At 63.7% G+C, this 13,252-nt stretch carries 16 protein-coding genes; 4 read left to right on the forward strand and 12 right to left on the reverse strand.

All coding sequences use genetic code 11. From position 1 onward, the window contains the following. Window positions 1–7: 7 nt before the first annotated feature. On the reverse strand, window positions 8–328 hold the full coding sequence (locus tag QX128_RS32910) for a HesB/IscA family protein (protein ID WP_257170758.1): 321 nt from the start codon (window positions 326–328) through the stop codon (window positions 8–10). Window positions 329–653: 325 nt separating this feature from the next. Here QX128_RS32910 and QX128_RS32915 point away from each other — a divergent pair, with 325 nt between their 5' ends. Next, window positions 654–1,262, forward strand: a complete 609-nt coding sequence (locus QX128_RS32915) for a hypothetical protein (protein WP_315803686.1) — start codon at window positions 654–656, stop codon at window positions 1,260–1,262. 62 nt (window positions 1,263–1,324) lie between these two features. On the opposite strand, the gene QX128_RS32920 is transcribed toward QX128_RS32915, so the two are convergent. Further along, on the reverse strand, window positions 1,325–1,744 hold the full coding sequence (locus QX128_RS32920) for a Rieske (2Fe-2S) protein (RefSeq protein WP_315803687.1): 420 nt from the start codon (window positions 1,742–1,744) through the stop codon (window positions 1,325–1,327). Between the two features lie 198 nt (window positions 1,745–1,942). On the opposite strand from QX128_RS32920, the gene QX128_RS32925 reads away from it, so the two are divergent. The 3 genes from QX128_RS32925 (at window position 1,943) to QX128_RS32935 (ending at window position 3,667) form a co-directional block, all read left to right on the forward strand. Beyond that, window positions 1,943–2,401: a hypothetical protein gene (locus QX128_RS32925; protein WP_315803688.1), complete on the forward strand. Its 459-nt coding sequence runs from the start codon at window positions 1,943–1,945 to the stop codon at window positions 2,399–2,401. A gap of 62 nt (window positions 2,402–2,463) precedes the next feature. Then, window positions 2,464–3,318 carry a sulfurtransferase gene (locus QX128_RS32930; protein WP_316239632.1) on the forward strand — a complete coding sequence of 285 codons (855 nt, stop codon included), beginning with the start codon at window positions 2,464–2,466 and terminating at the stop codon, window positions 3,316–3,318. A gap of 31 nt (window positions 3,319–3,349) precedes the next feature. Continuing rightward, window positions 3,350–3,667 carry a hypothetical protein gene (locus QX128_RS32935; protein WP_315713146.1) on the forward strand — a complete coding sequence of 106 codons (318 nt, stop codon included), beginning with the start codon at window positions 3,350–3,352 and terminating at the stop codon, window positions 3,665–3,667. 501 nt (window positions 3,668–4,168) lie between these two features. On the opposite strand, the gene hspQ is transcribed toward QX128_RS32935, so the two are convergent. From hspQ to nifH, 10 genes are all read right to left on the reverse strand, one after another. Continuing rightward, window positions 4,169–4,495: a heat shock protein HspQ gene (gene hspQ, locus QX128_RS32940; RefSeq protein ID WP_316239633.1), complete on the reverse strand. Its 327-nt coding sequence runs from the start codon at window positions 4,493–4,495 to the stop codon at window positions 4,169–4,171. Between the two features lie 19 nt (window positions 4,496–4,514). Next, a complete protein-coding gene (gene fdxB, locus QX128_RS32945) occupies window positions 4,515–4,802 on the reverse strand; it encodes a ferredoxin III, nif-specific (protein WP_008960273.1) in 288 nt (95 codons plus the stop codon). A gap of 22 nt (window positions 4,803–4,824) precedes the next feature. Further along, window positions 4,825–5,025, reverse strand: a complete 201-nt coding sequence (locus QX128_RS32950; protein WP_316239634.1) for a CCE_0567 family metalloprotein — start codon at window positions 5,023–5,025, stop codon at window positions 4,825–4,827. A 16-nt stretch (window positions 5,026–5,041) separates the two neighbouring features. Further along, entirely contained in the window at window positions 5,042–5,512 is a 471-nt protein-coding gene (locus QX128_RS32955; protein WP_316239635.1) for a NifX-associated nitrogen fixation protein, read from the reverse strand. A gap of 10 nt (window positions 5,513–5,522) precedes the next feature. Further along, on the reverse strand, window positions 5,523–5,918 hold the full coding sequence (gene nifX, locus QX128_RS32960) for a nitrogen fixation protein NifX (protein ID WP_315803692.1): 396 nt from the start codon (window positions 5,916–5,918) through the stop codon (window positions 5,523–5,525). A 25-nt stretch (window positions 5,919–5,943) separates the two neighbouring features. Further along, window positions 5,944–7,341 (reverse strand): nitrogenase iron-molybdenum cofactor biosynthesis protein NifN, encoded by a 1,398-nt coding sequence (gene nifN, locus QX128_RS32965; RefSeq protein WP_316239636.1) that lies wholly within the window; start codon window positions 7,339–7,341, stop codon window positions 5,944–5,946. Between the two features lie 8 nt (window positions 7,342–7,349). Further along, a complete protein-coding gene (nifE, locus tag QX128_RS32970; protein ID WP_316239637.1) occupies window positions 7,350–9,023 on the reverse strand; it encodes a nitrogenase iron-molybdenum cofactor biosynthesis protein NifE in 1,674 nt (557 codons plus the stop codon). 134 nt (window positions 9,024–9,157) lie between these two features. Then, complete coding sequence (gene nifK / locus QX128_RS32975) at window positions 9,158–10,717, reverse strand: nitrogenase molybdenum-iron protein subunit beta (protein WP_316179933.1); 1,560 nt, start codon at window positions 10,715–10,717, stop codon at window positions 9,158–9,160. Between the two features lie 83 nt (window positions 10,718–10,800). Then, on the reverse strand, window positions 10,801–12,303 hold the full coding sequence (nifD, locus tag QX128_RS32980; protein ID WP_315803696.1) for a nitrogenase molybdenum-iron protein alpha chain: 1,503 nt from the start codon (window positions 12,301–12,303) through the stop codon (window positions 10,801–10,803). Window positions 12,304–12,376: 73 nt separating this feature from the next. After that, the coding region (gene nifH, locus QX128_RS32985; RefSeq protein ID WP_316238972.1) for a nitrogenase iron protein at window positions 12,377–13,252 on the reverse strand (876 nt) is incomplete at its 5' end.

The following is a 13,252-nucleotide window of genomic DNA, read 5'->3' on the forward strand; positions in this document are numbered from 1 at the left end:
CGAAAGATCAGGCGAACGACTTGCCGCAGCCGCAGCTCGACTTCGCGTTCGGATTCTCGAAGGTGAAGCCGGAGCCCTCCAGCGCGATGACGAAATCGATCGTCGTGCCCTCGAGATATTCGAGGCTCTTGTGATCGACGAGCACGCGCACGCCCTCGCGCTCGATCACGGTGTCCTCCGGCTCGCTGCCGCTGACGAGACCCATGTTGTACTTGAGCCCGGCGCAGCCGCCGGCTTCGACCATGATCCTGAGGCCGTCGACCGGCTTGTCGGAGGTCGTGATCGCGTTGCGAACCGCATTGATGGCGCTGTCGGTCAGGTTGATCATCATCGTCTCGCCCTTTCCCATTCGGCTGTTGCGAATGGGATTGGCAAGTCCCGTGCCATGCAACAATCGCCTGAAAGACCTCATGTTTTCATGCCGTCGCTGTGGCGTTTCCGACGCGTGTCGGGTTTCCGACACGGATGACCGACGCCGGGCCACGGACGTGCCGAAGGAATGTCGCGGCGGAAACCCGACAATGCCCGGAGGTCGCGCGCGAAAGACCAAGTGAATCAAGGCGCAGCACACATCGGCAGACAATTTGCATTCCAGCCCTTTTCGACCGCGCCGTGCGGCGAACGGCTGACCAGGACATGCGAGAGAATTGCTGATGACGACATTGGAGAAGACGGTTGCAATCGAGACCACCGCGCTCGCGCAGCTCGACAAGGAAGGACGGCTGTTGAACGCCGTACTCAAGGCGCCGACCACAAAGCCGGGGCGGTTCGGCTTCCGCGGCGACATCGCGCTGAAATTCCAGACCCAGGTTGCGGACGAGAAGCGCCCGCCGGACTTCTCGATCGAGCAGGTGCTGACGATCGTCAACGACGGCGAGGCGACGATTCCGGTGCTCGTCGGCTACATCCACTCGCTGGCTTATCTGGAGACCGCGGTCGAGGTGCTCAAGGGCCTGCTGACGCCGGACGGCAGCTACTTCATGTTCTGCAACAACATCGATCTGCTGGCGAAGTACCGCATCAAGATGGGCGACGTCACGTTCTATGTGCTGCCCTGCGACGAATCCACCGTCTGGAAGGAGATGATGGATCTCCTCGGAATCGACAAGAACGACATCAAGAAGCTCGATACCGCCGGCAAGCTCGACTACGTGCTCGATGCCGCCAAGAAGTTCAGCGAGAGCTATGAAGTCATCGCCTATGCAGATGCGCTGGCCAAGATGGAGCCGGTGAAGAACCGTAACGAGAACCGGCCGGTCTGACTCTCGTTCCTTCACGCGCAAGCTGAAGTCCCGGCGCTCGCGCCGGGACTTCGTGTGAGAGCTCAGCCTTCTTCACACTGAAGACCCGTCTCTTCAGCCTCCTCGTCATCCTCGACCAGGGTCACGCCGGTCACGCAGATGTCGCCGTCGAGGACACTCAGCGCGACCGGCGTCAGGCTCTCGCCCTTGCACGGGCCGTCGACGCAGAGTCCGGTGCCGATCTCGAACAGCGAGCCGTGCTTGCCGCACAGGATGCGCAGGCCGTTGCCGTCCAGGAACTGGTTGCGTTCCCAGTCGAGATTGACCTTGTCGTGCGGGCACATGTTCAGATAGCCGAACACCTGCTTGCCCCAGCGGATGACGAAGATCGGCCACGGACGATGGCTGCCGTCCTCGGCCACGATCATGAGCTGAAAGCCCATGGCGCGGCGGCTCGGAATGTCGTTGAAGCTGCAGATGGCGTAGGCGACGTCGGTCGTCATGTCAGGCCTCATCGATGTCTGGCGCATGTCCGACATTGCCGCTCTCGGCCCAGCGAGAGCGGCGGTCGGCTCGCTGAAGGACCACGTTGCAAGATTCGCGCAACTCCGCCTGTTCGCCTCGCCTTCTTCGCCGCTGCGGGAGACTGGCACAGAACTTGAAAATTTCTCCTGCAAACGCGGCTTTGTAAGGAGATCGACATGAACGTGGCACTGGAATTCGTCGAGAGCTCGCTCGACGACATCAAGGCGGCGCTGGCTGGCGGCACGCTGACGGTCTACTCGGTGGCACGCCCGATCACTGCAGACAAGGCCGTCGACCGCAGCGGCGTGCTCGCAACCTTCACGTTCGGCTCGCCCGCCTTCGGCCCCGCGGCGGACGGCCTCGAGCAGCCGAACTTCGTTGCGGCATCGGTACCGGCGGCCACCGTCGGCACGCCTGGCTTCGCGCGGGCGCGCAAGGCGGACGGCACCACTGTCGCCGATTTCTCCGCCGGCCCAGGCGAGCGCGAGATCAAGTTCACCGAAATATCATGCTCGCCCGGCGCGCCGGTCACGGTCGCGACCTTCAAGATCATCGCCGAAGGCGGCTGGCCGGAGCGTCCGGAATACTACGACACGCATCCGCGCCCGGGCTATCCGATGCCGAAGACGCTCTGACGCGCCACGTGCAATCATCGGATCGGCATCTCTGTTGGATCAACGACATCGCGAGCGCATCCATGAACACGGACACCTCTGACGCCCTGGTCAGCTCGGAATGGCTGGCACAACATCTGTCCGACCCTGCTATCAAGATCCTCGACTGCACCTGGCACCATCCGAGCACCAACCTGGACGGCCGTACGCAATATCGCGGCCGGCACCTGCCGGGCTCGGTGCATTTCGACATCGACCAGATCGCCGACAAGTCGAGCCCGCTGCCGCACATGCTGCCATCATCGGAGGATTTCGCCCACAAGGTCGGGCTGCTCGGCGTCAGCAATGCCGACCGGGTCATCGTCTATGACCGTCACTATGGCGGCTCGGCCGCGGGCCGTGTGTGGTGGATGTTCCGCGTCTTCGGCCACGACAACGTCGCCCTGCTCGACGGCGGCTTCGGCAAATGGACCAAGGAGAAGAAGCCGGCGGAGATGACGCCTGTGCGCCCCGTGCCGGCGAGCTTCAGCGCGAGCTTCAGGCCGGAGCTTGTGGCAACCTCGGGCGCCGTGCAGAGCTTGCTGCACAGTGGCGGCGCGCAGTTGGTCGACGCCCGTGGGCCGGGCAAGTTCGACGGCACCCAGGCGGACGTGTTCACGTTCAAGCGCCAGGGCCACATTCCCGGCGCCGTCAATCTGCCCTGGGCGGATCTGGTCGACCCCGACACCGGCGAACTGCTGGCCTCCGATGCGCTCGGCGCCCGCTTCGCCGCCGCTGGCGTCGATCTGGCGAAGCCGATCGTCACCACCTGCGCCTCGGGCATCACGTCTTGCATGCTGGCGCTGGCGCTCTATCGCCTCGGTGTTCCGAACGCGGCCGTCCACGACGGCGCCTGGGCGGAATGGAGCCAGCTCGACGACACGCCGGCGGCGGCGTGACAAAGCGGACTTGGATGGCGGGAGCACGAGCATGGCAAAGACCCTGGTCAAGACTACGCAGGACGGCCGCAAGGTCGAGGTGATCGGGCTGGCAATCTGCCTCGAAGGCGAGCTCGAGGCGTTCGAGCTGGTCGAGGTGAAGCTGCATCCGAACCGGCGCAAGATCTGGGAGGCCGCGCCCGACGCCACCCACATGGCCGGCCGGATCACGCTGACGAAGGACGAGGCCGCGATCGTCGAGAGCGCGTTTGCCGCCGCCCAGGCCGAGATTCTCGCCAACCCCGCCGCAATCAACGAACGCTTCCGCATCGCCGCGATGTGGAAGGCCAGGGAACAGGGAATCGAGTAGGCGCCACATTCGGAGTGGTGCGCATCTCCCTCCGCCGTCATTCCGGGGCGCGCGCAGTGCGAGCCCTGAATCCATAGCAACGACCGGCTATGAGGCGCGAGATGTCCCGTGGCGCCTGTCTGCGAAAACAAGAAACATTCGTGGCTATGGATTCCGGGCTGATCGCTGCGCGATGCCCCGGAATGACGCATGGATGAACTGTGCCGCCATGGATGCGGCAGGAAAGACTCGTAGGGTGGCAAAACCGTCGGGCGACGCGAATCGGCGTCCGATGGTGTGGCCACCATTATCGTTCCGGATGCGCAGATGGACGGCGAGCACGGCGCGTGAGACCGAATCCCCTATTGAGAGACCGCCCAGGCGCCTTTGCCCACCCTACGGACCAATGCCCGTCATCGCGAGCGCAGCGACGCGATCCAGGGCGGCGCGAGGACTCTGGATTACTTCGTCGCCTGCGGCGACTCGCAATGACAATGACGCTGTGGCGCGCGTCCGTCCCTGCTACTGAAAAATCCGGCCACGGTAGTGATAGCTACCGCCGTCATCGACGTCGAACAGCTCGCCGATGTCCGGATGCTTGACCGGCTCGCCCGAGACGTCGGCGACCAGGTTCTGTTCGGGCACATAAGCGATGTAGCTGCTGTCGCCGCATTCGGCGAGCAGATAGTAGAACGGCTGCTCCCGATCGAGCCGCGTATCCATCGTGATCGCCCGCCAGCCCTCCTCCTCGGAGAACGACAGATCGACGTCGAACACAACACCGCGCAGGTCGTAGACGCGATGCCGGGTCACCTGGCCGATTGTGAACTTTGCTTCCATCCGCAGCATGACGGCACGCTCGACAGTCTCAGGCCGCCGGCGAATGGGTCTGGCAGTTGGTCGGGCAGACCCGGGCGCAGGCGCCGCAGCCGATGCAGGCGCCGGTGTCGTGCATGACCATGATCTTCTTCTCGACCTCGTCATCCTCGTCGTCGTCGAGCTCGACGAACTCGCCTTCGTCGTTGATGCCCTTCAGGGTCATGACCTCGCGGCCGCAGACCTTGTAGCAGCGCCCGCAGCCGATGCACTTGGCCGCATCGATCGCGACTAGGTAGTCCGGCCGCCAGTCGCGGCCGTCACGGGTTGAATTGGACATGGTGACGGGTCCTTGTACAGGCTCACGCGGCCTCGAGCTTCTTCAGCTCGGCCCGCTTCTTCTCCAGCTCGTCGAACGCCTCGTGCGCCTTCTGCGCCGTCGGCAGGATCTGGTCCCAGTTGATGGGCAGCTCCTCCGACAGATCATGCAGGTTCATCTTGGCATCCATAGCGCGCGCCGACAGCTTCTTGATCTCGGCCTTCAGGGTGTCCAGGTCGCTCATCTCTCATCCTCACAGTTCAGTAATTCGCGACATCCTTGAACTTCTCGATCATCTCGACGCCGGCCTTGACGAACTTGTCGCCCTCGTCGGCCAGCTTGCCGAGATTGTCGAAGCCGAAGCGGTGTACGTCGCGCAGCTGCTTGTTGACCACGATCAGCCGGCCGCCGATCAGCACCATGCGGCCGAAGCCCTCGTGACTCATCTTCAGCATCGGCGAGATCATCACGCCGGTGGCCTTCTCGATCGACAGCGCGACCGCGTTGAAGAACAGCTCGAGCCGCCAGATCGTCTCCGGATCGGGATCGCCGATGATCGGCAAAGCGCGCCGCTTCTCCTTGTCCAGGATGTAGGGCTCGAGCAGATCGACATCCTTCTTGCCCTCCCAAGCCCCATGGGTGTCCTGGGCACGCCAGACCTTGATCAGCTCCTTGACGAAGGTCCGCTGCTCGGCGGGGACGGTTTCGACGGCTACCGCGGTATCGGACATGGTGGTTTCCTCATTCCTCGAAATCGAGCGCGCGTTCCTGGCCCTTCGCCAGCGCCTTGCGCAGCCACGGCGGCGGCGTCCCCTTCAGCACGGTCTGCAGCTTGCCCAGGAGATCGGTGATCTCCTCGGGCTGATTGACCTTCATCGGATGGATGTTGTTGGCGACGACGCGCGCTGCGCCGGAGCCTCCGATCGCGGCGACATAGAGGATGGCGCAATCCTTGATCGCCTCGATCTTCGGCGCCAGCTTGTCCTCGTTGCCGTCCTCCTTGAGATCGCCGTCGAACTCGACGCTCTCGACGAAGCGGTAGCCCTCGGGATCGAGATCGTAGATCGCGATGTTCTTGGCCCAGCCGAAATGGGCATCGACGCGTTTCAGATCCTGGGTAGCGAATGCGACTTTCATGTCGTCGGTCCTTTCTCCTGAAGCGTCAATGCAGCGGCGCCACGACGGCGGAGTCCAGCGACACCGGCGGCGTATCCTTCCAGGGATCGAGCCAGGTATCGGGCGTCGGCTGATGGTTGTCCTCGCGATCGGCGATGATGAGATTGGCGAGTGCGAAGATCAGATCACGGGTGCCGCGATAGCCGACCGTCAGCAGATGCCCTGCCCCGAGCCGGTCGAACATCGGGAAGCCGATCCGGTAGAACGGGATCTTGAGCCGCGCGGCGGCTTGGCGACCATGCGAATGCGTGAGCATCAAACCGCAGCCGCGTTCCTTTGCCAGGTTTTCCAGATCCTCGAGATCACCGATCAGCACCTCCTGGCAGGGCATGCGCTCGAGCACCGGCGACTGCGTGGTGGTGATGGCGACCGCGATCTCGGCCCCCATGTCGTGCAGCATGCTGGCGACGTCGAACAACAGATCCGGCTCGGCGCCGATCGCGAGCTTGCGGCCGCCGATGTGGAAATGCGCATCCAGCATGGCGTCGGCGAGCTGACCGCGCTGACGGCGATATTTCGCCGGAACCGGACGCCCCGAGATCTCGCTCAGGAACGTCATGAACTCGTCGTTCGGCAGCAGCCCGCAGAGACGTTCGAACAACCGGTATGGAACGCCGGTCCTGGCCTGCATCGCCTCCGCCGCGCGCTTCATCTGCGCCCCGATCGCGATCGTCCAGGACGCGCTGCCCATGACCGCGATCTCCTCCAGCCCGATGCCGCCGATCGTCGTCGGTGTGAACTCGTCGGGGATGTGACCGTCGAGCGAGCCGCCGATATCCGGCAGGAACGACGGCTCCAGCCCGAAATCCTCGATGATGGTACGCAGTTCCTCGATGTCCCCCGGCGTCAGATGACAGCCCGGCAGCACGTTGACCCGCGCTGGATCGCGCCTTGTCGACGTCGGCTTGTCGACGAGCACCTCGACCATCTTGGCGACGGTCTTGTCCCAGCCATCCTGGAACGCGTCCTTGAAATCCGGCGTGGAGACATAGACCAGCGGATAGTTCGCCAGCTCCGGATGCTTCTCGCGGATCAGCCTGATGTAGCCGTCGACGTCGTCGCCCTTGGTCTCCGTGACCCCGGTGGAACAGATGCCGATGATCTCCGGCTTTTGTCGCTTGTGGATGTTGAGGATCGCCTGCTCGACATTCTCGTAGCCGCCGAGCACGGTGGCGACCTCGCTCATCGCGGTCGTCTGCATCGGCACCGCTTCCTTGAAGTGGCGCACGAACAAGGTCAGGCCGAACGAGGTGCAGCCCTGCGAGCCGTGCAGCAGCGGCATCGCGCCGCGCAGGCCGAGGAAGGCGAACGAGCCGCCGATCGGCTGGCTCATCTTCAGCGGATTGACCGCGCAGGCCTTCTTTCCGATGATGACCTTGGCCATGAGCGCTCCTACTCCGCCGCCTGAAGCAGCTCGGCCGGCGCCTTCTGCGCCGCCAGGATGTCCTCGACCCGACCGGCACAGGCGCCGCAGCCGCCAGAGGCGTTGGTGTGCGTGCGCACACCGGCGACGTCGGTGAGGCCATGCGCCTTGATCGCATCCTCGATGGTGCCGAGGTCGACCGTCTTGCAGTGGCAGATCTTCTTGGCACGCCGCGCGGCTTCAGCTGCGACTGGATCGGCCGCGAGCGCGGCAGCTTCGGCATTGGCCTGAGCGATCGCCCTGGCCTGCCAATTGTCGCTGGCCGTCTCCCAGGGCGCCCGCTTGCGCAGTTGCTCCCACATCGGGTTGTAGATCGCCTTGTCGATCTCGGCGACCAGCTTCACCATGCCGATATAGCCCATATAGGCGTGCGAGCGCTCCTGGTTGATGTCGAGCCAGGGCATCGCCGCCTTCAGTGCCACGAATTGCGACTTGCCGCCCGACAGCATGATGTCGGCCTTGGCGTCCTTGAGCATCTTGTACATCTCGCGCGGCGCCATATCGTCGATCATGTGCGCGTCCTGGCCCATCAGCTCCTTGATGCGCTCCTTGTCCTCCTTGGTGGACTTCTTCACGGAGGTGCCGACCAGCTCCATGCCGGCCTCCTGCAGCGCCGCCACCACCGACCACGATTTCACGCCGCCGGTGATCAGGAGCACCTTCTTGCCGGTGAGCCGTTGCTTGAACGGCTCGATCGCTGCCCAGGCCTTGGCCTCCTCGCGGGCGATCACCGCCTCGGTGCGGTCCAAGAGATCGGCCGGAGCGCCGCGCTCGACCAGGAGACGCGCGATTTCGCGCAGCGAATCCGAGGAGTCCTGGATGCCGTAGAACGAGCCCTCGAAGAACGGGATGCCGTAGCGCTCCTCCATCTTGCGGGCGACGTTGATCATCGCCTTGGAGCACACCATCATCGCTGCGCGAGCGCGGTGTGACGACGCGACGTCCTTGTAGCGGCCGTCGCCGGAGATGCAGGCGGAGATACGGATGCCGAGCTCGTCGAACAGCGGCTTCACCTGCCAGAGCTCGCCGGAGAGATTGTATTCGCCGATGATGTTGAGGTCGTAGGGGGTGGTCACCTCCGGCTCGACGGTGCCGATGACGTGGTCGAGCAGCGCCTCGCCGGCAAGCTTGTTGCCGAGGTTCTTCGGGCCCACAAAGCCCGGTGCATTGACGGGAATGCACGGCTTGCCGAACTTGGCGGAGGCTGCCTTGCAGACCGCGTTGATGTCGTCGCCGGTCATGGCGGGCACGCAGGTCTGGTAGACGAAGACCGCCGGCGGATCGTACTTCTCGATGATCTCCTTGATCGCCTTGTACAGGCGCTTCTCGCCGCCGAACACGACGTCGGTCTCGTTGATGTCGGTGGTGAAGCCGGTGCGCCAGATCTGCGCGCCCGACGAGGCCGCACCGCGATTGTCCCAGGAATTCCCCTCGCAGGCGATCGGCCCGTGCACGAGATGCGCGACGTCCGTCAGCGGCTGCAGGGCGACCTTGGCGCCGTCGAAGGCGCAACCACCGGCCGCGCCGCCCGGCTGCAGCTGCTTGGTGCAGCCCTTCTTGCGCTCGGCCTCGGACTTGTTGGCGTTCTTGCCGCAACCCGGCTCGTTGAAGACGTTCTGGATCGTGGCAGACAGCGAGCTCATCGGCTTCTCCTGTTGGCGGACCTTCTGCGCGTCTTGGTGAGACGAGGAGGCTCCGGCCTCTGCGGCCGTCCCCATGAGCCTTGTCGTCCAGATCGAAGCGCGGCGGCCCTTGAGGGACCGCCGCGCGCCGTCACTTAGCGGATGATGTCGAAGCTGTAGTCCGACTTGGCCGGCACGTTGGTGTTGCGGTCGATCTCGTCGAAGATCTTGTCGAGGATCGTGACCAGCACGTTCAGGCCGCCCTGATAGCCCCACACCGGATAGCGGTGCTTGTGGTGGCGATCGAAGATCGGGAAGCCGATGCGGATCAGCGGCGTGCCGGTGTCGCGCTCCAGATACTTGCCGTAGGTGTTGCCGATCAGGAAATCGACCGGCTCGGTGAACAGCAGCGAGCGCATGTGCCAGAGATCCTTGCCGGGATACACGTGGCAGTTCTTGCCGAACGGCGAGCTATCGAACACCGCCTGGACCTTCTCGGCCCAGTCCTTGTTGCCGTTGGTGGCGAGCACATGGGTCGGCTCGGCGCCGAGCTCGAGCAGGAATGCGGCCAAGCCGAGGCATAGGTCCGGATCGCCGTAGATCGCGAACTTCTTGCCGTGGATGTGCGCGCTGGAGTCGGCGATCGCGTCGACCAGGCGCCCACGCTCGAGAGCGAGAGATTCCGGGATCTCCTTGCCGCTGATGCGCGACAGCGCCATCACGAAGGCGTCGGTGCCGGTCACACCGACCGGATGGTTGAAGGAGACGACCTCCTGGCCGTGGTTCTTGATGAACGGCAGGGTCTTCTCGGTGCAGAAGTGCTGCATCGAGATCGTCGCCTTGGCGTGAACGGCGTTGGCCGCGTCCTCCAGGGTCGTGCCGCCGTCGTACATACGGAACTCGCCGTCGGTCGGCGTGTCGAACACGTTCGAATTGTCGCCGAGGATCGTATACTCGATCCCCATCGCCTCGAAGATGTGCTTCACTTCCTTGATGTTGCCAACGGTGTAGCCATCGAAACCGCCGATGAAATTGATCTTCTCGTTGGGAACGCGCTCCAGCTTCGGCGCGGTGCCGGCCTTGCCGTCCCAGAAGTGCTCGAGAATGCCCTTCATCGCGTTGTCGTAGCCGGTGACATGGCTGCCGACAAAGGCAGGCGTATGGGCGAAAGGCACGTCGAATTCGGCCGGAACCGAACCCTTCTCCTTGGAGGTCTTGATGAAGGCGTTGAGGTCGTCGCCGATGACTTCCGCCATGCAGGTGGTGGAGACAGCGATCATCGACGGCTTGTACATGTTGTAGGCGTTGGCGAGACCGTCGATCATGTTGTTCAGCCCGCCGAACACAGCCGCGTCCTCGGTCATCGACGACGACACGCAGGAGCTCGGCTCCTTGAAGTGGCGCGACAGATGGCTGCGATAATAGGCCACGCAGCCCTGCGAGCCGTGCACGAACGGCAGCGTCTTTTCGAAGCCGACGGCAACGAACACCGCGCCGAGCGGCTGGCAGGCCTTGGCCGGATTCACGGTCAGCGCCTCACGGGCGAAATTCTTCTCGCGATATTCGGGCGTCTTGGCCCATTCGCGGATGCGCTCGACCTCGGCGGGGTCGCGCGGATTCTCGAACATCTTCTTCTTGTTGGCCAGCATCTGCTGGTATTCGGGACCACGGAAAAGCTCGAAGTGATCGAGCACATGTTCGGCAGACTGCGTCATGGGAAAACCCTCTTTATGTTCCTGTGTCGATCAGGGAGCGCTGGCTCTCCGCCGAAGGAGAGCCAGGCCGTGGGTGGTGGTGGTTACTCGGCCGCCTGGAGCAACGGCTTGGGCGCCTGCTTCCAGGGTGCCTTGGCCATCTTCCAGACCGGCGAGTTGATGGCCATGTCCATGTCGCGGGCGAAGATCGCGAAGCCGTCATAGCCATGGTACGGACCCGAGTAGTCCCAGGAGTGCATCTGGCGGAACGGCACGCCCATTTTCTGGAACACGTACTTTTCCTTGATGCCCGAGCCGACCAGGTCCGGCTGGACCTTCTCGACGAACTTCTCGAACTCGTATCCGGTCACGTCGTCGTAGATCAGCGTGCCGTCCTTGACGTAGTGCTGGGCGGTGCGCTGATAGTCGTCGTTGTGGCCGAACTCATAGCCGGTACCGACGACCTCCATGCCGAGGTCCTCGTAGGCGCCGATCACGTGGCGCGGACGCAGGCCGCCGACGAACAGCATCACGGTCTTGCCTTCGAGGCGCGGCCGGTACTTGGCGATGACGGCGTCCATCAGGGGCTGGTACTTGGCGATGACACGCTCGGCACCCTCCTTGATCTTGTCGTCGAAATAGCTCGCGATCTTGCGCAGCGATTCGGCGATCTTGCTCGGTCCGAAGAAGTTGTATTCGCACCACGGAATACCGTACTTCTCTTCCATGTGGCGCGAGATGTAGTTCATCGAGCGGTAGCAGTGCAGCACGTTGAGCTTCGCCTTCGGCGTCGCCTCGAGCTCCGCCAGCGAGCCGTCGCCCGACCACTGGGCGATCACGCGCAGACCCATCTCCTCGAGCAGGATGCGGGACGACCAGGCGTCGCCGCCGATGTTGTAGTCGCCGATGATCGCGACGTCGTAGGCCGACGGCTCGAAGCGCGGCGCGGCATCGGCCGGGAGCTTGTCGAACACCCAGTCCCGGATGGCGTCGTTGGCGATATGGTGACCCAGGGACTGAGACACACCGCGGAAGCCTTCGCAGCGCACGGGGACGATGGTCTTGCCGTCATACTCTTTCGACTTGACCTTGGAGACCGCCTCGATGTCGTCGCCGATCAGGCCGATCGGGCATTCCGACTGCACGGTGATGCCGTTGTTCAGCGGGAACAGCTCCTGGATCTCGTCCATGATCTTGGCGAGCTTCTTGTCGCCGCCGAAGACGATGTCCTTCTCCTGGAAGTCGGAGGTGAACTGCATCGTCACGAAGGTGTCGATGCCGGTCGTGCCGATATAGTAGTTGCGGCGCGCCGCCCAGGAGTACTGGCCGCAGCCGACCGGACCGTGGCTGATGTGGATCATGTCCTTGATAGGTCCCCACACCACGCCCTTCGAGCCGGCGTAGGCGCAACCGCGGATGGTCATGACGCCGGGGATCGACTTGATGTTCGACTTGACGCCGCAATCCGACTTGCCGTTCTCATGCACGTTGAGATGCTTGGCACGGCGCTTGGCGGTCTTTTCCGGATAAACCTTCAGGACCTCGGCGATCAGTTCCTTGTTGCGCGCCTTGATCTCGGCAACGCTTTGTTTCTCGATGACGCTCATCTGGCTTTCCTCGATGATCGGTTGCGGAGGTGCTCCGGCCCTTGGAGACGAAAGGCCGGAGCACCGGTGGCGGTTACGCCGTTGCGGCGAGATCGGCGGCAGTCTTTCCGATTTGGCTCTCGTCCACGGCCTTCATGATGCCGTGCTCCATCAGCATGTCCTCGAGCTCGTCCATCGTGATCGGCGTCGGGATGATGCCCTTGCCGCCGTTGTTGTGGATCTTCTGAGCCAGCGAGCGGTAGTGGCCGGCCTGGACCGAGTCCGGCGCGTATTCCAGCACGGTCATGCGGCGCAGCTCGGCATGCTGCACGATGTTGTCGCGCGGCACGAAGTAGATCAGCTGCGTGCCGAGCTTCTTGGCGAGAGCTTCCGCCAGCTCCAGCTCCTTGTCCGTCTGGCGCTCGTTGCAGACCAGGCCGCCCAGGCGCACGCCGCCGGAGTTCGCGTATTTCAGAATGCCCTTGGAGATGTTGTTGGCGGCATACATCGCCATCATCTCGCCGGACATCACGATGTAGATCTCCTGCGCCTTGTTCTCGCGGATCGGCATCGCGAAGCCGCCGCACACCACGTCGCCCAGCACGTCGTAGGACACGTAGTCGATGTCCTCATAGGCGCCGTTCTCCTCGAGGAAGTTGATCGAGGTGATGACGCCGCGGCCGGCGCAGCCGACGCCCGGCTCCGGACCGCCGGACTCGACGCAGCGGATGTCGCGATAGCCGACCTTCATGACCTCCTCGATCTCGAGATCCTCGACGCTGCCGGCGGCGGCGGCCAGGCTGAGAATGGTGTCCTGCGCCTTGGCGTGCAGGATCAGACGGGTCGAATCCGCCTTGGGGTCGCAGCCGACGATCAGGATCCGATGACCCATCTCGGCGAGCGCCGCGAGCGTGTTCTGCGACGTCGTCGATTTGCCGATGCCGCCTTTGCCGTAGAATGCGATTTGTCG

Source organism: Bradyrhizobium sp. SZCCHNR1015 (assembly GCF_032489875.1).
Taxonomy (GTDB): Bacteria; Pseudomonadota; Alphaproteobacteria; order Rhizobiales; family Xanthobacteraceae; genus Bradyrhizobium.

Bases quoted from the DNA above. Each gene is read 5' to 3' on its own strand.
- QX128_RS32955 (WP_316239635.1), bottom strand. From the start codon at position 5,512: ATGTCCGATACCGCGGTAGCCGTCGAAACCGTCCCCGCCGAGCAGCGG.
- QX128_RS32910 (WP_257170758.1), bottom strand. From the start codon at position 328: ATGATCAACCTGACCGACAGCGCCATCAATGCGGTTCGCAACGCGATC.
- QX128_RS32950 (WP_316239634.1), bottom strand. From the start codon at position 5,025: ATGAGCGACCTGGACACCCTGAAGGCCGAGATCAAGAAGCTGTCGGCG.
- fdxB (WP_008960273.1), bottom strand. From the start codon at position 4,802: ATGTCCAATTCAACCCGTGACGGCCGCGACTGGCGGCCGGACTACCTA.
- nifK (WP_316179933.1), bottom strand. From the start codon at position 10,717: ATGACGCAGTCTGCCGAACATGTGCTCGATCACTTCGAGCTTTTCCGT.
- QX128_RS32920 (WP_315803687.1), bottom strand. From the start codon at position 1,744: ATGACGACCGACGTCGCCTACGCCATCTGCAGCTTCAACGACATTCCG.
- QX128_RS32915 (WP_315803686.1), top strand. From the start codon at position 654: ATGACGACATTGGAGAAGACGGTTGCAATCGAGACCACCGCGCTCGCG.
- nifE (WP_316239637.1), bottom strand. From the start codon at position 9,023: ATGAGCTCGCTGTCTGCCACGATCCAGAACGTCTTCAACGAGCCGGGT.
- hspQ (WP_316239633.1), bottom strand. From the start codon at position 4,495: ATGCTGCGGATGGAAGCAAAGTTCACAATCGGCCAGGTGACCCGGCAT.
- QX128_RS32930 (WP_316239632.1), top strand. From the start codon at position 2,464: ATGAACACGGACACCTCTGACGCCCTGGTCAGCTCGGAATGGCTGGCA.
- QX128_RS32935 (WP_315713146.1), top strand. From the start codon at position 3,350: ATGGCAAAGACCCTGGTCAAGACTACGCAGGACGGCCGCAAGGTCGAG.
- nifX (WP_315803692.1), bottom strand. From the start codon at position 5,918: ATGAAAGTCGCATTCGCTACCCAGGATCTGAAACGCGTCGATGCCCAT.
- nifN (WP_316239636.1), bottom strand. From the start codon at position 7,341: ATGGCCAAGGTCATCATCGGAAAGAAGGCCTGCGCGGTCAATCCGCTG.
- nifD (WP_315803696.1), bottom strand. From the start codon at position 12,303: ATGAGCGTCATCGAGAAACAAAGCGTTGCCGAGATCAAGGCGCGCAAC.
- QX128_RS32925 (WP_315803688.1), top strand. From the start codon at position 1,943: ATGAACGTGGCACTGGAATTCGTCGAGAGCTCGCTCGACGACATCAAG.